Origin of the sequence: Nostoc sp. C110, assembly GCF_043099725.1 — a bacterium.
GTDB lineage: Bacteria > Cyanobacteriota > Cyanobacteriia > Cyanobacteriales > Nostocaceae > Nostoc > Nostoc muscorum_A.
The window spans coordinates 4,830,579-4,848,951 of the sequence record NZ_CP171148.1; the positions used below are offsets into that span (position 1 = coordinate 4,830,579).

Here is an 18,373-nt window from a genome sequence, read left to right on the forward strand (position 1 = left end):
CTGTGACAACTATTTGAAATAGGCATTTTTGACGCTTTATAAATACGAATGCGAGGTGCTGAAAATAGTACCTCGCAATCTATCTGTGCTGTTTATTTATGGAAGAGTGTCAATCACCATTAAGCAACAACAATTTTGTCGTTGGTTAGTGACAATCCAGCAGATAATTGGGCAAATTTTACCTGATTAAAGGCAGATGCACTGCCATCTTGGTCAAAGAACAGTCCACCTGTAGAAAAATCATAGATAAACCGTTGATTGCTTGTCGTTGCAGATGTTCCAACGATAAACTGACTTTGCTGAAGTGAACCTATTGATAACCCGCCACCAAAATCAGCAGCCGATACCTGAATCCGGTCATTAGTTACGTTGAAGTCATAAAGACGATCAATACCTTGATTAAAGCCATTGAAAACAAAGGTATCATTGCCAAAACCACCTGTTAGGATATCATTACCAAAACCACCTGTCAGGATATCATTTCCATTGCCACCTTTGAGGGTGTCATTTCCATTACCACCGCTAAGGGTATTATTCCCTAATGCGCCAAATGCAGAGATGTAATCATTATCATCACCTCCCAAGAGTAGATTATTGCCTGTTGAATAATCAACAATCAATTTATCAGCACCCGTGCCACCGTTGAGGGTGTTATTGCCTGATGACCTGCGATAAACTCCTTTTTCGTCGCCAGAATTGTCGTATTCGTAGCCAGAAGCTGAGAGATAATCATTGCCATTATCTCCATTGAGTAGATTATTGCCCGTTGAATAATCAACATTCAAATTATCGTCACCAGCACCACCGTTGAGGGTGTTATTTCCAGTAGTGTTATAAAAAGCTCCTCCGAAACCGCGGCCGTAGCTAGAACCGGAGAGAGAATCATTGCCATCTCCACCAGAAAGCAGATTATTGCCTCGTGAATAGTTAACATTTAAGTAATCGCTACCAGTGCCACCGTTAAGGGTGTTATTCCCTGAAGTGTTATCAAACCTATAGCCCTCAAATTCTGATGCAAAGAGAGAGTCATTGCCATCACCACCAGACAGCAGATTATTGCCTGTTGAAATATTAGCACTCAAGTAATCGTCACCAGCACCACCGTTGAGGGTGTTATTACCAGAGGAAAGATTGATAGAGAGATAATCGTTATTATCACCACCATCCAGGAAGTTCTTACCTGTTGAAAGTAAGGCACTCAAGGTATCGTTACCAACGCCACCCTTGAGGGTATTATTGCCAGACACTCTAGGGTCGTAGTAGCCACTAGAGGCAGAGAGATAATCATCGCCATTGGAACCATCCAGTAAGTTATCGCCTGCGGAACCGTCAGCAATCAAGGTATCGTTACCAGCGCCACCCTTGAGAGTGTTATTACCAGACACCACATTACCTTCGTAGTCCCCTAATGCCGAGAGACTATCATTGCCATCGCCACCAGACAAGAGATTATTGCCTGCTGAAGAGTCAACATTCAAGTTATCGTCACCAGCACCACCGTTGAGGATATTGTTCCCTGCACCACCCCGTAGCAAGTCATTACCAGCACCACCGTCGAGGGAATCATTGCCAGTATCACCAATAAGGGTGTCGTTCCCCGCACCGCCAATGAGAGTATCATTTCCCGTACCACCCCGCAGCAAGTCGTTGCCACTCTTACCGTCGATGCGGTCATTCCCGCCCTGACCATTGATGACATCATTTGAGTTATCTAAACCTGTAACGTTGTTGTCGAGGTCATTGAGGAAAGTCACCGTGTTCTTGTTGAACACGCTAGTTGCAGTGGAGTTGGCATCAAAGACATCAAAACTATCGGTGATGCTAGTTTGCCCATCAAACAGGATATTACCAATAGCTGGTCTGTTTCCAGAAGCTTTCAGGTTATCCAGGTTTTCTAATTTGAAGTTTTTTAGAATCGTTTTGGTATTAGCAACCCCATCAAAGGTAATTTCCAGATTGTTACCATTCTGGGTAAGCAACAGATTTTGGGCAGTCAAATCAGCACCCTGGAATTTGATCGTATCCACTTCGGCAATAACTGCTGCTGTCGGGTTTGTTCCTTTACCTATGCCACCAAAATCAGTAATAGTATCAGTCCCATCACCCAAATTGTAAATAAATTTATCCTTGCCGCCACCACCAGTCAGAGTGTCATCGCCCTGTTGAGCTGTAATGGTATCGTTGCCTACTTTACTGTTAATTATGTCAGCGTCATTACTGCCCAGTAGAGTATCATTACTGTTAGTTCCAATGATATTTGTCATAACTTTTACCTTTCTTAATCGATATTCCCGTAAATTTAAATTTCTCAGCCCTGAATTAGTACTGTTTTAGAACACAAAAACCCGCCGAGAGTTGATACTTTCGACATATTTTTATTTCCCTCTGGAGGGACAGTAATTTTTATGGAAAATCCACACTGTTGAGCAGATTGCAACTAGCACCTATCTACATATCAAAATCTCATGCACTGTACAAATTAATGACTTTGTGCATGAACTCAAATAGTTCATTTCAGGCTTTTTACAAGCATCCTTGATTAAATACCGTAGGCGCAGCCCCAACTTAGGCATTCTTGCAAAAACATCACAAAATCAAGCTTAAATGCCTGAAAATCACACTTCATACTTTAATTTTTTTGTCAATGCGTAAATCCTAGTGTCTTGAAAATAGGGAACAGTTAACTCTTGATACAGAAGGTTATTTTCATCCTCTCGTTGTGGGCTATTGACTGTGGGTGTCTAGCTTAAAAAGAGAGAACATTTAAATAACCTGATACTAACTAAATACTGAAGTTTGCTTGTATGTCTATACTTCAAAAAGTATCTTTGCATACTCTTTACATTGTAGGAGAAATATGTGAGTAAATAGTCGTAAAAAAAGTAAACTATGTAAAGATAAATAAATCGCAATCGGTTCGAAGAAGAAATCAAAATGGGCTACGCTCCGCTACGCTAACAAAGACGTTTCCGTTACTCTGGTCATAATCAAGATGATCTCTACGAGACGCTGTGTTATCCGCCAATCATACAGAATTAAGGATGAATCCTGACTTCTAAATTCTGTTTTGATAAACGGGAAAAGCTTGGTCTACAAAGACTTTGGTATAAACTTTCTTCGAGGAAGAAGACCAAAATGCAAGGAGTCAGACATAGTTTTTTTGGAAGAATGCCTGAAACATGATTAATTTGTTGTTACATACTTGTAAATTTTTCTGCCGACCTACTTATGTGCTAAAAAATCCTCTTAGTGTGTTCTTCACATTTTCAGAGTTTATAGTCAAGATTTTGCAGACAGCAGTCACAAAGAAGTTTGAGCCGAGGCTTTCAAAGTAGGAGACCTCAAGATGCTTGAAGGATTGATAAAATACATCTTTTTATTTTTGAGCGCTGCGATGCCTGCGGTTCTTGCTAGCCTACGCCTGGTAATAGATCATATCTGTGCAATAATCGCGATCGCTTACCAAAATTACAGACGCAGAGATGCCCAAACGGATTGCGATCGCAATTCACATTAGTTCATTATCGTCAGGTGACAGAAGCAACAGTTATACAAAGGTATAAATGGATAGTGTTGAGATGATTTACCTCTAAACTGAGTTGAGCAATTTCCAAAGCTTTTTGGTACAGTATTCTAGAAAATCCAGATGACGAAGATAGGCGAACGCTAATTTAAATTGCCAGTTTATTGCTCAAAATCTAGAATGCAGTTGCTATGATCAAACGCCTGCTTGTGGTAGAGTCTCCCGGAAAAGTCAAAAAACTCAGTCAAATTCTGGGTTCGGATTGGAAAGTTTTAGCCAGTTGTGGCCATATCCGAGAACTCAGCAATGAAGGGGACGATTCCTTGGGCTTCGTCATGGACGGCAGTAATGTAAGGTGCAATTACGTTCCGCGTGACCAACGAGCAAAAGAAACAATCCAGAAGCTCAAGTCTGCGGTGAAGCAGGTTGATGAAGTTGTCTTAGCAACTGACCCAGACCGGGAAGGCGAGACAATTGCTTGGCATCTCAAAGAAACGCTGGGTTTAAAGGAACCGAAACGAGTAATTTATACTGAGATTACAGCATCGGCGGTACAGAGTGCGATCGCTAATCCCAGAAAGCTAGACCAAAATTTAATCGGTGCTGGGTTGTGCCGAGATTGCCTAGATAAGCTGGTAGGTTATAAAGGCAGTCCTTTAGTTTGGGCATTAAATAACGGCGCGAAGAGCGTTGGCAGAGTCCAAAGCGCGACGTTGCACCTGATTTGTCAGCGAGAAAACGAAATTCTGGCTTTTGTCCCCCAAGATTACTGGAGTGTTTGGGTAGATTATGCTGAAGGATTTCGGGCTTTTTACAAAGGGACAGTGGATTCTGCAAAAGATACAGCAGACCAAGAAACTGAAACTCACGATGACGCGAAGGTTGGTAATAGTCCAGAAACACCGGAATCTAAGCGCGTTCTTTCCGAAGCAGAAGCAACACGTTTAGTTGAAGAAGCACAGCGACATCCTCATCAGGTGATTCATTTTGAAGGAAAAATTGTTAATCGCCAGCCACCGCCACCATTTACAACTTCCAGCCTTCAGCAAGCAGCCGGTTCAAAGCTGAGGTTTGCTCCTGACAAAACCATGATTGTTGCTCAAAAGCTCTATGAGGCAGGGCTGATTACATATATGCGAACAGACTCAGTAATGCTGAGTCCAGAATTTTGTGCCAGCGCTCGTAAATGGTTAGAGCAAAACGACCCGCAGAATGTACCGTCGCAAGTCGCCAAGCATCGTAGTAGCAAATCAGCTCAAGAAGCACATGAGGCGATTCGTCCAACAGATGTATTTCGTCCCTCAGTTCAATTGCGTTTAGAACTTCCTGATGATGAGTTTAATCTTTATGTAATGATCTGGAAACGGTCAATTGCTTCTCAGTGTCGTGCTGCCCAATTGCGTAAAACTTTGGTGATTACTCAGTCTGGTTCTCTACTGTGGTCAGCTAGAGGGCAAGTAATTGAATTTTATGGTTATGCCCGGTACTGGAACAATCTCAGCAAGGATAGTATTTTACCTTCATTACAACAGGGACAAGCATTGAAACTGGAGAATGCTGGACATGAAAAGAAGCAGACGCAGCCACCACCGCGTTATAGTGAACCCAAATTAGTACAACTGATGGAACGTAAAGGAATTGGTCGCCCAAGTACTTATGCTCCTACTGTTGCTACCTTAAAAAAACGAAATTATGTCGAGTTGAAAAAAGACCATCTGCAACCGACAGCATTAGGCTTAGAAGTTGATGCGTTTTTGCTTAAAGCACTGCCAGATTTACTAGAGGCGGAATTCACAGCAAAAATGGAAGATGCCCTTGATGCAATTTCCGAAGGAAAAAACTCTTGGCAGCATTATTTAACTAGTTGGAATCAGAATTACTTTGTCCCAGCGCTTTCCAAAGCTAAAACTGTAGTTGCGAGTTCCCCAACAGGTAAAGCTAATGTGATAAGCGATCGCAAATATGAAACTTCTAAAACGCGATGCCCTGAGTGCAAAAATTTTCTCGCCAAAATTCCGAGTACTAAAGTTAAAAAGAAATATTTCCTCAAATGCACAAAAGGCTGTGAAAATGTCGTGCTATTTTGGAGCGACTTTAACAAAACTTGGCAGCCACCACAAGCTAAAACAGTCCAAACTGAAAATCAACAAAAGCCTCCCGTCAAGATGACAGCATATCCCTGCCCGGTATGTAAAAAACCTCTAGAGGAGTACAGTTACATCAAAGAGGGGCAGAGTAAGACAATGTTGCGATGTTCTAACGCACAATCCCGTAAAGATACGAAACATAAAGATGTAGCTTATTTCAGTACGCCAAAAGGGTGGTGGAGTCCTAAGTTTGGGGAGATATCAAAAACTTAACTAAAGCTATCCGGCTCATTTCACCACTAGACAAATAAATTTGAGTTTTATCTGATAACGCCTTTACCCGCCAAGTTTGATATTCTGTTGCTTTAGTAGATTTATCAACAAGTTTTTAAATATGCCACTTAGGATACCAATAAGAGGAGTAGGCACAGTTAGGAGATATCGGCGGAAAGTTTTGACATCGAAGGGCCAAACGGGCAACTCATCAGTCATAGTGTACAAGGCACGTAGCTGCTGAATTTTTTCAGATTTTTTCTTGAAAGCTTCTGTGTCTTCAGCCAGACTAGTATAAATCCCTAAATAGTCTGCTCGGAACTGCCGAGCAATTTTATCTAAAGACTTTTCTTTAGCTCTTTTCATACCGCTATTTGCTGCCAGCAATGGCCCAAAAAAACATCCCATTGATAGAAAAATATACAATGGAATTACCAGATGAACAAACCAGAATCCTTTTCCGACATCTTGTGTAATTACTTGATACTCAATCACGCCAATCCAGATACCCAAAACAGCAACTAGATAGGCAGTTTTAAGCGAATAATCACTGAGACATCGCAGACCACCACACCGATCGGGATGAAGAGGATTTATATCAAGATCCTTGTTTCCTAAAATTCGATAGAAAATCCAAATATTTGTAATCAAATTAAGGACAAGTATACTACCCATATATACGACTGCAAATGTGGCGATCGTAATGGTCAGTCCTGGCATAAAACTAGAGCTAGTCCAACTCTCTTCTAATCTAGGTCTGATGATAAAAACAATAGTGCTGAAAAAGAGAGCGCTGGCAAGTGCAGAGAGTTTGCGCCATTTTTGGGAATAGAGGTTAATAACAAATTGATCAATCTGAAATTTGTCTATTTCTAATACGTCAGATTTTTCCAGGTCTTGAATTACTTTATCGATTGCTTGAAAACTCCATAAATAATATCCCAATGTTACTGGATTAATAAAAAGTCCTACTAACCAGGGAATCCAGTCTTTAAGTAACCCCATCTGTCCCTGCTTAGACCACAGCGTATCACTTAGGAATGCAGTAAACAAATAAACTACAGTAGCGGTAAGTGCTGCCAGCAGTCCGAAAGTTAGAGGAGAAAGACCAAGTTTTCCAATTACTAGATACGCAACAGGGTCAAATCGGTGAAGGTTCCGTTTGTGCGAAATATCGTTTGTCATTCTTTAACAATGAGTCAGGTAAATAACACCATACATATTTAGGGGTAAATGTGCCAATTTTGGCAAAATATAGTAATAAATCTGGTGAGTCAAAAAAGCTCACTCTATAAACTTTTAAATTCTTAATTTTGAATTCTACGTAGCGCTACTAAGTATTTATCAACACGGACTGACCTTAGTGGCAAGTTCTGCTGGGTTCAAATTTTCGTAGTGTTCAAAGGGTTGATGAATCCAGGGGTTGTCAGCCAAGTAATCGACATAATAATCGGGTGCTATAACTGAACAGGCTTTATACCAAAGTACGCCAGTGCGAATTTCCTCAATTGGGGAATCAGTATTGTGCTTGAGCCAAGGTATAGTCTGTTGGAGTGTGATGCCAGAGTCTACTAAGTCATCTACTAAGAGAATGCGCGAACCTAACTTTTCGGCAGTCATTGTCAAGTGGCGGGAGAAAATTAAATTACTTCTTTCTTGCTTACCAGCGCCACTGTAAGATGAGGTTGCTAAGATTGCCAGAGGTTGCTGATATATCCGGGAGAGAATATCTCCAACTCTTAATCCTCCTCTGGCAAGACAGATAATCTGGTTAAATTCCCAACTGGATTGATAAATCTGGATAGCCAGTTGTTCAATTTTTTGGTGATAATCTGACCAAGAAACATAAAGGTCTGGCATAAGTCTAACGGGAGTGGTAGATGGCTAGTATTGAAGGCGATGTCTACGACGGGCTACGCAAACTGCAAACTTTTTATTTTAGTATGAGCGCAAGTTATTATGAAAGATTATGCTGCTGATGGCGATGCCCAACGAGATATTCTTAGTGAAAAACTCGACTTCAAAACAAAACTGGCTTACGGTGCAGGAGATTTAGGCCCGGCAATCACTGCAAATATATCCGTCTTTTTTCTGCTGGTTTTCTTCACGAATGTCGCTGGTATCCCTGCGGGTTTAGCTGGCAGTATTTTGATGATTGGCAAAATCTGGGATGGGATAAATGATCCGGTTGTCGGGTTTCTGACTGATAAAACGAAATCTCGTCGTTGGGGTCGTCGTCTTCCTTGGATGTTTTATGGGGCTATTCCCTTTGGGATTTTCTTCTTCTTGCAGTGGATTGTACCGCGATTTAGTGCAAATCAGAGTGAGAATATTTGGCCGCTGTTCTGGTATTACGTAGCGATTGGGGTGATATCTCAAGCGTTTTACACGGTTGTGAATTTGCCTTATACGGCAATGACTCCAGAACTAACTCAAGATTACGACGAACGCACCAGCCTTAACAGCTATCGCTTTACATTTTCTATTGGTGGCAGCATTCTGTCGTTGATTTTAACGCAAATTATTTTTTCTCAAATTAGCGATCGCCAACAACAATATATCGTTTTAGCAGCAGTTACTACTGTAATTTCGATTTTAGGATTATATTGGTGCGTTTTTGGAGTCCGCGATCGCATCCTGGCTTTTGAGGCCAAACGCATCCAAACCGAGGAACCTGAATCTCTCCCTTTCTTTGAACAGCTAAAAATTGTCTTTAGTAACCGACCTTTTTTATTTGTTATTGGTATATATCTTTGTTCTTGGCTAGGCGTACAGGTAACAGCCAGCATTATTCCCTATTTTGTAGTCAATTGTATGGGACTCAAAGAATCAGATGTGCCCACAGTCATGATTGCAGTGCAAGGAACTGCTCTACTGATGCTATTTGTCTGGGGAGCGTTGAGTAAAAAAATCGGCAAAAAAGTTGTTTATTTTCTGGGAATGAGTTTGTGGATTATAGCAGCGGCCGGACTATTTTTCTTACAGCCTGGTCAAATAGTTTTGATGTATGTGATGGCTGTGATGGCTGGTATTGGTGTATCCACAGCTTATCTAATTCCCTGGTCGATGATTCCAGATGTGATTGAATTAGATGAACTGCAAACGGGACAGCGCAGAGAAGGCATTTTTTATGGCTTCATGGTTTTGCTGCAAAAATTTGGTTTAGCTTTCGGACTGTTTTTGGTAGGAAATGCTTTGCAAGTATCGGGTTTCAAAGAATCTGTAGCCGGAAGTCCACTACCCATCCAACCGGAATCAGCACTGTTTGCTATTCGCGTTGCCGTTGGCCCCATACCTACAGTTTGTTTGATTTTTGGCTTAGTTTTAACGTATTTTTACCCAATTACCCGCGAGATGCACGCAGAAATTATGCTAAAACTCAAAGAACGGCAAGAGAAGAGGGGAAGTTAAAATAATTCGTAATTCGTAATTACGTTTTGTAAGGGAGATTTTAATTAGGCATCAAAATGTACTGTCTGTAAAAGTAGGGGAATTAAACCCCCAAACTTGGCTAATGCTGTTTGGAAAAACCAAGAATCTTAGCATCTTTAAACCTGAGAGTGTCAAAGTTTCAAACCCTTAACTGAGTTACAGCAATATTGCCAGAAAAACATACATCCACATCACTACCAGGGGTGCGATCGCGTTTGCCATATTCTCCTACATAATAAAAATCATCGCCTTCAATTCGATAGTTGACAGGCAAAGGTCTGCTACAGGCTTGGCAAAACACTATCTCAGGATGTGCTTCTCCTGGTAGCAGATTCGGCAAGTTCACATTCCAAAAGCTTCCCGGTTCTAGGGGACGCTTGAGTAAGTCCGCTAAAACTTCAGCTGTCAATTTGGCAGCCAGATCCCAATCAAAATTCTGCTTGGCTTTGCGATAGTGGGAAATAGCAATTCCGGGAATACCGTGCATTGCGGCTTCCCGCACAGCAGCCACTGTGCCAGAAATGTAGACATCGACTCCCAAGTTGCCCCCAGCGTTGATACCTGAAAGCACAAATTTGACATCTGCATTAATTTGTGTTATGGCAATTCTCACACAATCGGCGGGAGTGCCTGCGATCGCATATTCAGTCTCAGAACGTCGCTGGAGGTTGATGGCACGAGTGGTAGTAACTTGATGTCCACACCCAGACTGATGATCGGCAGGAGCAGCGATAATAACATTTTTGCCATTTACAGCTTTAATTAGAGCTTTTATACCGGGAGCATCAATGCCATCGTCGTTAGTTAAAATTATAGTCATGTATATATTATTCTAGATTTAGCCAAAATATCAGATAAGTTGCAGAGATAACCCATAAAAGGGTATAGCAGAACAAGCAACTTGCATATATGAAAAGTTATACTTCTTTCTGCCAAAAATACTCATTATACGATATCATTTCTAGATGGTTTGCAAATTCCGCCCTAAGCATTTGGGTTAATTCTCAAAATGGGCGGTATTTCTTGTCAATTTTATGCTTGCAACCGCGATCATCAGAAGTTTGTGCAATCAAAAAATCCCGTAAAATATATATCTGCTGGTAGTAGCAAAAACTTGATCCCGGAGAAAACCGCGAACGAGGTGATTTTTGCACTAGTTCTGTAGTATTTTTGGTGCAAGTCTGTCTTAGGGATCACACGATGAAACAGCTCCTCAAACAAATATTTAGTAGTCAAAAACACCTCATCCGGCTGGTTTTAACATTGGTGACAGTTATTTTAACAGCCTCACTGTTTGCCACACCTGCTTTAGCCACAGGTGTGTATCAATTACCCAGCCTCACAGCAGACACCTGGGTATTGGATCAAGGTGAGGTTATCAGCCGTCTGAATGAAGGTAAAATTAGCAGCGCTTTCGAGGATTTGGCAAAGCAAACAAATAAGGAAGTCAGAATTGTGACTGTTCGCCGCCTTGACTACGGTGAAACACCAGAAAGCTTTACCAAAGAATTGTTTGAAAAATGGTTTCCGACAAAAGAAGCCCAAGCTAATCAAACTTTATTGGTTATTGACACAGTTACCAATGGGACTTCCATTATTAGTGGGGATGAAGTCAAACCTTTACTCACTGACGCTATTGCCGAGAGTGTAGCTACAGAAACAGTAAGTGTGCCGTTACGCAATGGTAACAAATACAATCAGGCATTTCTAGATGCTAGCGATCGCCTTGTTGCCGTCCTCTCCGGTAAAGCCGATCCAGGGCCACCCCAAGTTACTGACAATGTACAGGTAGAAGGAACCTACAAGAAAGCAGAAGAAACCAACCAAGGTAACGCTACCGCTTGGGTAGTAGGGTTGTTAATTGCCGCCACCGTCATCCCAATGGCGACTTACTACATTTATCAGATAAATCAACCGTCATCTGATGGGTAATTGGATAATCAGGGTCATTCAATTTTAGATTTTAGATTTTAGATTTTTCCTTCAATCCAAAATTAAAAATCTAAAATTGGCTTAATCCTGAACATACTCTTGCCCTTTTACTAAAGCCACCTCAGCCCGAACAAATTCTCGACCTAAATAAGCCGCATGATTTAATTGAGTTACAGGCGGGGGCTGAGTTTCTTCAAAAATCTTCACGCAAAGTTCTTTAGCCGTTCTCGCACTAAAAACCGTTGTGTAAGTTCGTTCTACCTTTCCTCGTGCCGGAATTACCTTTCCCGTTTCGGGATCGATAGCTAAACCGCGATCGTCAATTACGTTTGTGAAATGCTTGGCATAAATTAACCCTGCGTCTCGATCCAAGTAAATAATAAAATATCCACCCGGATCGAGATCGATATGACGCTGGGAAAGTTTATCATCAATTGCGGCTAAATCTTCAAGTATTAAATCCATAAGCACTAGCAAAAGAAATTTTCTTTTTTCAGGGTTTTTACACTATATATTAAGTGTAATTCGTCGTTCACCCTCTGCCTTGGCAAACTTTTAAGAATCTCGGTTACTAAATGGCAACTCTGCATTAATCGCCTCAATCTGTTGCTGTTCGAGTTGATTCACTTCCTTAATATAGGGACGGATAATTTGTCCTAAACGATTGTTGTAAAAGCGGTGCAGACTGTGATTGGGCATAGCAGGGAAACCGCGCCGTTTTTTGTGACGGCCACCCGCACCAGGGTCAAAAATTTGGATTCCGTTAGCGATCGCCCACTCAATGGGCGCATAATAGCAAGCATCAAAATGTAAGCAATCTATTTCTTGAAAACTTCCCCAATAGCGTCCATAGAGTTTGTCACCTTTAAACAAACAAAAGGACATTCCTAAAGGATGAGAATTATCTTCTTCGCTATATGCAGCGACAAACAAGACTCGATGGCGATAATCATTGTGTAGCTGCTCAAAAAACCTCTGTGTGAGATACTTGCTACCCCACCAGCCAAATTTATCACAGGTGTCAGCGTAAAACTGATACATCGAAGGAAATAAAGAGTAGGGAATTTCATCACCACTCAGAGGTTGCAATCTTAAACCAGCTTTCTCGACAGCTTTACGTTCCCGCTTAATGTTGCGGCGTTGATTGGCGTTAAACACTTTCAAGTAGTCATCAAAAGTTTTAAAGCCAGCATTTTCCCAGACGTAACTGTGGTGCAACCAAGTTGTAAAGCCATGCCGTTCCAGCATCGGTCGCCATTGGGGATCGACATAGAGAAAATGACATCCAGAAATCCGATTTTTGGAACAGAAAGTGTCAATTTCATGCACCATCATCGCGGTGATTTCGTCTTCGTCTTCTCCTGGGGCGATTAAAAAGCGATAACCTTCAGCTGGGGTAAATGGTGTCATGCCCAGCAATTTTGGGTAATATTGAACTCCGATGCGATCGGCTAACTCTGCCCATTGGTGATCGAATACAAATTCACCAGAACTATGTCCTTTGAGATAAAGTGGTGCAGCCGCAATCAGCGTTCTATCCCGCCACAATGTCAAGTGATTTGGCAACCAACCAGTTTTAGCCGTAGCACTTTGGGAGGTTTCGAGATTATTTAGCCACTCCCATTCTAAAAATGGCGTTTTGAGTGGCATTGCTAAAGCATTCCAGGCATTTTGGGGTACTTCAGCGATTTTGTTCGTCCAAACGACAGAATAGCGAGGCTTAAGTTGTTCTACCATCTTAGGGGAGTAGGGATGAGTAAGAGGCAGGGGGCAGGGGGACTTGGGGACTTGGGGACAAGGGGACAAGGGGGCAAGGGGACAAGAGGTGAGAACTTGAAACAAGTCTTTCCCCTTGTCCCCAATTCTCCTTGTCCCCAAGTCCTCTTCCCAATTCCCAATATCCAATAACTTAACTTAGCGTAATCTAATCTGCTGGTTGTTGCAGGCGATAGTGCAAAAACACTTCTTGCTCAACAGTATGAACTTCTAAAAGTTTCAACTTGGGAGCTAAATGGGGTAAAAAACCTTTCCCTTCTACAGGTGTGGGGGCAGTACTACCACCTAAAATCAGGGGACAGACAGTTAGCCATAATTCATCAATTAAATCTAAGCCCAGCAGGGAAGCGACTAATTCACCTCCACCCAAGACCACCAACCGTGTTATATCTATATTGGCTAGATGCTTCAAAGCTGCGGGAATGTCAATTTCTCGCGTTGGTGTTTCAAAAACCAAAATCTGCTCAAATTCTGGAGGACACTCTTGTGTTCCGGTTCCCAGAGTTGAAGGAAGCGTCTGTAAACAACGTCCTTTCCATGAAAGTTTTCCCAGTGCTGTCGTGAGTAGCCAGCGTCTAACTGGTTGCTTAAAAAAGTTAATTTCCGGATTGAGGTTTCCAGAGTGTGTAGTCACTATATGAACTGGCTGCGGAGGCTTCCCTTCTTGTGCCCGAAGTCGCACTAGAGTTGGATCTGATACAGTAAGTGTCGTTCCATAAGCCCGGAGAGTACCAGCACCGAATAAAACCGCATCAGAGGCAGCGATTTGTTTTTCTAGATGTGCTTTATCAATTCTTGAGCCAAACCGAGCAGGCGATCGCCTAAAATCTGCTATCTTGCCATCTGCACTCATTGCTAAAACAACTGTAGTATGAGGACGATGTTGCAACATTAAATTGATTTGATAGTTGGAATATTTTCTTTGTTTGTATGTAGATTCTCAAAAAAAATCCATGCCTGCAAGTTATTTATTTACAATTTTACCACTGTATTTATATGCAACACAAACCACTTTTACATCTAGCATATATGAGTTTTGGTATACCACGTTTCTTTTTGAATGATAGCAATTTGTTATTTTTAAACATTGAAAATAAAATTCTGATAATTTAATAAAATGTCTCATCTAGCCAGTCTAATTACATATCTTTGCTGTTGTGGTTTGCAGATGCAAAGTGAGACACTTGATGACTAATTCCCGCCAATCTTCCTTTCGTCGAATTTTAGTAACGAGAATATTGCTGCTGTTCGTTCCAGTTTTACTTATAGGTGAGATTGTAGCCTTGAATAAGGCACGTTCTAGCATATTGGGAACTGCGCGTCAAAATTTAACAGAAAGCGCCATTAGTAAAGGGGAGAGAATTGGCGATGCGATCGCAATTTTAAAAGCTAGTTTACTGAGTGTAAGTAAAACAACGGTGATTCCGTCTGGTTCACCGATACCAGAGCAAGAAATTCTCACACAGCTAAAGCAACAACTTCCAGCCAATATTGAGTGCATCCAATTAACGGATCTCCTAAACCAGAAAATAATTGCCAGTAGCTGTGGGGATCAAGCAATTGGAGAATTAAGGTTCCCTTTGCCTAGTGATGGAATTGATGTCAAGACAATCTTCCCGCCAAAGGCAGGAATGACTGGAAAAAGAAACACACAAAATCAATTACAGTTAGTTTTATCTGCACCAGTCTCCGATAAGCGAAAAAATTTAGTTTACAGCTTAAGTATTCAATCTGCATTGTACCAACAAACCAGAAATCCACCGGGATCGCTTACAGGCGCGATGGTAGTTATTGCTGAAGATGGGACAATTTTGGCACATCCATTTGCAGACTGGGTGGGAAGTAACATTGATCAACATCCAAATGCTTCCCAACTCAAGAGCATAATTAAAAATGCCCTTGCAGGACGAAATAATTCGATAAATTTGTCTTTTAAAGAGGGAAATGAATTAGTCGCTGGCTATACAGCTATTGTAAATCCACTCACCCAACAGCAGCAGCAAAAATGGATAGTCTTAGCTGTTACTAGTGTCGATAATGCACTTTTTGGTTTAGAAGAAATCAAACTAATTCTCATCGTCTTGACAGTTGGTTTGATTGGTGCAAGTTTGTTAGCATCCCTATATCTAGCTCCTTACTTGGCACGTCCTGTAGAAGAATTGCGAGACTACGCTCTCAATATTCACTCTCACCACGCCGCACAACCAGTTCCCCACAATTTCCAAATTCGGGAATTCAATCAACTGGCCCAAGCATTAGACCAAATGGTAGAACGGCTCAAAGCTGGGGCAGAAGAATTAGAAATAGCTTGGAAAGAAGCAAAAAACGCTAACCAGATTAAAAGCCAATTTTTGGCTACAACTTCCCATGAATTGAGAAACCCATTACATACTATTATTAACTGCATTCGTGTGGTTGAAGATGGCTTATGTGATAGTCGGGAAGAAGAAATGGAATTCCTCAAACGTGCCAATGAAACAACAATTCATTTGCTAAATATTATTAATGATTTACTCGACATTTCTAAAATCGAAGCGGGTAAGCTTTCTGTAGTTATCACACCTCTCGATCTCCGACAAATATTGCTAGAGGTGATTAATTTACAATCAGTTAATGTTCAACAAAAGGGCTTGCAATTAAAATGCGAGTTAGAGCCTCAACCGATACCAATTAAGGCAGACGCGGCAAAACTGAAGCAAGTGCTGATTAATGTTATCGGCAACGCTACTAAGTTCACCGACACAGGAAGCATCACCATTGCTACAGAAATTCAATCTAGTAATGGTAAATCTCAGGTAGTGGTAATAGTTAAAGATACAGGTATTGGTATTGATCCCAATCAACAGCACAAACTATTTCGCCCCTTTGTGATGGTGAATGGCACAACTGCGCGCCAATTTGAAGGGACTGGCCTAGGACTCGCAATTTCACGAAACTTAATCGAACTTATGGGAGGCAGCATTACTCTTGAGAGTACGGGACTTCATCAAGGTACGACACTAAAGATTACCTTACCCTTGATTGATATCTCGCTGTTACCTGTTGACAACAAAGAAGAAAATGTCGGGAATCTGGGATTTTCCTCTGGAAAGAAGGGGGCAAAAGCAAACCAATACTCTAGCCTACAGCAGTCTGGGGAAAGCCCCTCTTTGGGGAGCAACAAATCTGTAAAAGCAGTTGTAGACAAAGAGAAGTCAATGAAATTCCAGGTGTTACTTGGGAACGAGACTTACGAGATTAGCTTTTCGCCGCAGCAAACTATCTTGGTAAGTATTCCAAAAACAGAAGTTTATGCAAATGGGACTTCTGAAAGGTAATTTTTACTAGACTCTAATTCAAAATTCAAAAAAATTGGAATCCTTACTCCTGACGGCTATGGTTTTGACACAGATTTAGAAGTGTTACTAAATAGCCAAGACACAAGATTAGGAATTGTAGCAGCCCCAAAAGAAAATAGCGCAATAATTGCATCACGAGGTAAAACGCCATCTAACCAGCTACCCTGGATTCTGGAAACTGGAAAATCCTGATCTAGACCAATTTGAATCTGTTTAGTTTTACCAGAAAAGCGGGCTTCTATTCCCTTTTTAGGGACAATTTGTAGATGGCGTATTAGTTGAATATTTAAAGGAATATCAGGATTTTCTCCCATGAGAAATTGATTTTTTTTAATCTCTTGCTCCTGCCCTACCATGCGAATTTTGCCTTCTACAATAGTAGAAACATCTAAATCATCTCTAAGATCGCTGCCATTTCTATCTACATCTACAAACTGAACATTTTTGGTTTCTATCTTGCCCCGAAACCATTGCTCTGATTCAAATTTGGCAGGCTTGGCTAAGGTAATATAAATATTGGTATTTTGTGGAAATTCTAAGTTAAATTCTTGATTATCTGGGTTTAAAATAAATTCTAGAGGTGTTTGATTATCTAATTGCTTTTGTAAATTTAAATCTGGTAATTCATAGCCTTCTACTATAACTTTAATTGGTTCACCTAAATAGAGTTTTAATATATTAGCGTTATTTTTTAAGTCTAGTTTAGGGTTTTGCTGTAGGGAGAAAGCCAACTGATTACGATAAAAGTCATAATTTAACTCAGTTACTTTTGTATTCGGTTGTAGCCGCAGTTCATTCAAATCTATTTCGCTTGTTCCGTCCAGATTAGCCGGAGCAATAATCCATTTACTTTCGCGGTCTTTAAGTTGGATTGTTAACGACTTTAACTGATTAACTTGGGGTAATTCACTTTCAAACTTACCTGTAAAAGTTAAGGTTTGGATGCCTTCACTTTCTAATTCTTTGATGCCACGAATATTTTCAATAAAACGTTTGGGTTGCTGTCCATTATAGACAAAGCTCATTTCTTGAGAAATGATATTACCTTCAAAGGTATGAGTCCCAGGTGCGATCGCAGCAATAGTGCCGATAGTCAAAAATAAAAGTACTACCAGCCCCAACAATAAACTTTGATGATTTGAAATAGTTCGTAGTAAGCGCTTCAGCGCTGAAATGCTGACTCCAAACCACGCAACTAGATGTGTTTTCAGAGAATTCAACCATTGGCGAATCTTAATGAAGTCGGGAAATTGTTTGGCTTTTTGCCGAGATGCCATGATTTATTTCAACCAATTTGGGTTATGTTCAAATACTATTCGCCTTTCGATGCGATCGCTAGGTTCATTTCTTCGCTCAATATTAGCAACGTAGCGCAGTTCATAGCGCCCTGCTGGAGCATTACCATCCCAGGTAAAAACAGTTTCACCCTTTTTCGGGTTAGGGCGGGAAGTGCTATAAATTGCTTTTTCACCTTGGGGAAGGATTTCAAAGGTGGTAAATCTGACTCGATCCTCGGAATAAAAGACAAATTCATACTTGCCAGAAGTTTGCCCCAGGATGACTGGAACATACACTGGTTGGGAACCAAGACTATAGGATGCCACAGCCCGGAGTTTATTTGCTGGGATTTTGGCTTCTCTGAGAACGTAAGTATTCCAGCTAAAGCTGAAACCTGAACCATTCTTAGACAATAACAAGTCATCCATCTGATAGTGATAATTATCGCCCAATGATTTCACTATTATTTGGGGGTTTTTTCCACCATTTATTTGGGGAATTTGTACTGTGAGAGTCTTGCCGAAACTGGCGAGGTTCCGGGTAGCAATGGAAATTAAGCTCAAGCTATTGCCGCTTAAGGGTTCGAGTTTGATACCTTCGCAACGGTTGGGTGGTTTGCGGCGGATGTAATCAGTAGTGCGGGGGTTCCCTTCTGGGCAAGAAGCAGCAGCCGGAAGATGGCTGATGCTGAGAATTAATAAGCTGGCAAGAATAATTTTATAATTCATGGCTTG

14 protein-coding genes are annotated in these 18,373 nt (G+C 41.1%); 5 read left to right on the forward strand and 9 right to left on the reverse strand.

All coding sequences use genetic code 11. The features are described from left to right. Nucleotides 1-119: 119 nt before the first annotated feature. Entirely contained in the window at nt 120-2,264 is a 2,145-nt protein-coding gene (locus ACFFRD_RS26040; RefSeq protein WP_392478390.1) for a calcium-binding protein, read from the reverse strand. 1,082 nt (nt 2,265-3,346) lie between these two features. On the opposite strand from ACFFRD_RS26040, the gene ACFFRD_RS26045 reads away from it, so the two are divergent. Continuing rightward, nucleotides 3,347-3,517 (forward strand): hypothetical protein, encoded by a 171-nt coding sequence (locus ACFFRD_RS26045; protein WP_392478391.1) that lies wholly within the window; start codon nt 3,347-3,349, stop codon nt 3,515-3,517. Between the two features lie 197 nt (nt 3,518-3,714). Next, the gene (topA, locus tag ACFFRD_RS26050; RefSeq protein ID WP_392478393.1) at nt 3,715-5,883 is read left to right on the forward strand and encodes a type I DNA topoisomerase; all 2,169 of its coding nucleotides are present in this window, start codon (nt 3,715-3,717) and stop codon (nt 5,881-5,883) included. A gap of 63 nt (nt 5,884-5,946) precedes the next feature. Here the strand turns inward: topA and ACFFRD_RS26055 are convergent, their stop codons facing one another. After that, nucleotides 5,947-7,068 (reverse strand): hypothetical protein, encoded by a 1,122-nt coding sequence (locus tag ACFFRD_RS26055; RefSeq protein WP_392478394.1) that lies wholly within the window; start codon nt 7,066-7,068, stop codon nt 5,947-5,949. 159 nt (nt 7,069-7,227) lie between these two features. Beyond that, on the reverse strand, nt 7,228-7,743 hold the full coding sequence (locus tag ACFFRD_RS26060) for a phosphoribosyltransferase (RefSeq protein ID WP_392478396.1): 516 nt from the start codon (nt 7,741-7,743) through the stop codon (nt 7,228-7,230). Nucleotides 7,744-7,842: 99 nt separating this feature from the next. On the opposite strand from ACFFRD_RS26060, the gene ACFFRD_RS26065 reads away from it, so the two are divergent. After that, nucleotides 7,843-9,294 (forward strand): MFS transporter, encoded by a 1,452-nt coding sequence (locus ACFFRD_RS26065; RefSeq protein WP_392478397.1) that lies wholly within the window; start codon nt 7,843-7,845, stop codon nt 9,292-9,294. A gap of 160 nt (nt 9,295-9,454) precedes the next feature. Here ACFFRD_RS26065 and surE read toward each other — a convergent pair whose 3' ends face one another. After that, entirely contained in the window at nt 9,455-10,135 is a 681-nt protein-coding gene (surE, locus tag ACFFRD_RS26070; RefSeq protein WP_392478399.1) for a 5'/3'-nucleotidase SurE, read from the reverse strand. 380 nt (nt 10,136-10,515) lie between these two features. On the opposite strand from surE, the gene psb32 reads away from it, so the two are divergent. Beyond that, a complete protein-coding gene (gene psb32, locus ACFFRD_RS26075) occupies nt 10,516-11,247 on the forward strand; it encodes a photosystem II repair protein Psb32 (RefSeq protein WP_392478400.1) in 732 nt (243 codons plus the stop codon). Between the two features lie 81 nt (nt 11,248-11,328). Here the strand turns inward: psb32 and ACFFRD_RS26080 are convergent, their stop codons facing one another. From ACFFRD_RS26080 to ACFFRD_RS26090, 3 genes are all read right to left on the reverse strand, one after another. Beyond that, complete coding sequence (locus ACFFRD_RS26080) at nt 11,329-11,712, reverse strand: DUF4346 domain-containing protein (protein WP_392478402.1); 384 nt, start codon at nt 11,710-11,712, stop codon at nt 11,329-11,331. A 90-nt stretch (nt 11,713-11,802) separates the two neighbouring features. Next, nucleotides 11,803-12,984: a GNAT family N-acetyltransferase gene (locus ACFFRD_RS26085; protein WP_190933506.1), complete on the reverse strand. Its 1,182-nt coding sequence runs from the start codon at nt 12,982-12,984 to the stop codon at nt 11,803-11,805. A 187-nt stretch (nt 12,985-13,171) separates the two neighbouring features. After that, nucleotides 13,172-13,915: a RibD family protein gene (locus ACFFRD_RS26090; RefSeq protein WP_392478403.1), complete on the reverse strand. Its 744-nt coding sequence runs from the start codon at nt 13,913-13,915 to the stop codon at nt 13,172-13,174. A gap of 295 nt (nt 13,916-14,210) precedes the next feature. Between ACFFRD_RS26090 and ACFFRD_RS26095 the strand changes: the two genes are divergently transcribed. Continuing rightward, nucleotides 14,211-16,340 (forward strand): ATP-binding protein, encoded by a 2,130-nt coding sequence (locus tag ACFFRD_RS26095; protein ID WP_392478405.1) that lies wholly within the window; start codon nt 14,211-14,213, stop codon nt 16,338-16,340. Nucleotides 16,341-16,396: 56 nt separating this feature from the next. Here ACFFRD_RS26095 and ACFFRD_RS26100 read toward each other — a convergent pair whose 3' ends face one another. Together ACFFRD_RS26100 and ACFFRD_RS26105 are read right to left on the reverse strand one after the other, a co-directional pair. After that, complete coding sequence (locus tag ACFFRD_RS26100; RefSeq protein ID WP_392478406.1) at nt 16,397-17,638, reverse strand: hypothetical protein; 1,242 nt, start codon at nt 17,636-17,638, stop codon at nt 16,397-16,399. A gap of 3 nt (nt 17,639-17,641) precedes the next feature. Continuing rightward, on the reverse strand, nt 17,642-18,367 hold the full coding sequence (locus ACFFRD_RS26105; protein ID WP_392478407.1) for a hypothetical protein: 726 nt from the start codon (nt 18,365-18,367) through the stop codon (nt 17,642-17,644). Nucleotides 18,368-18,373 lie beyond the last annotated feature (6 nt).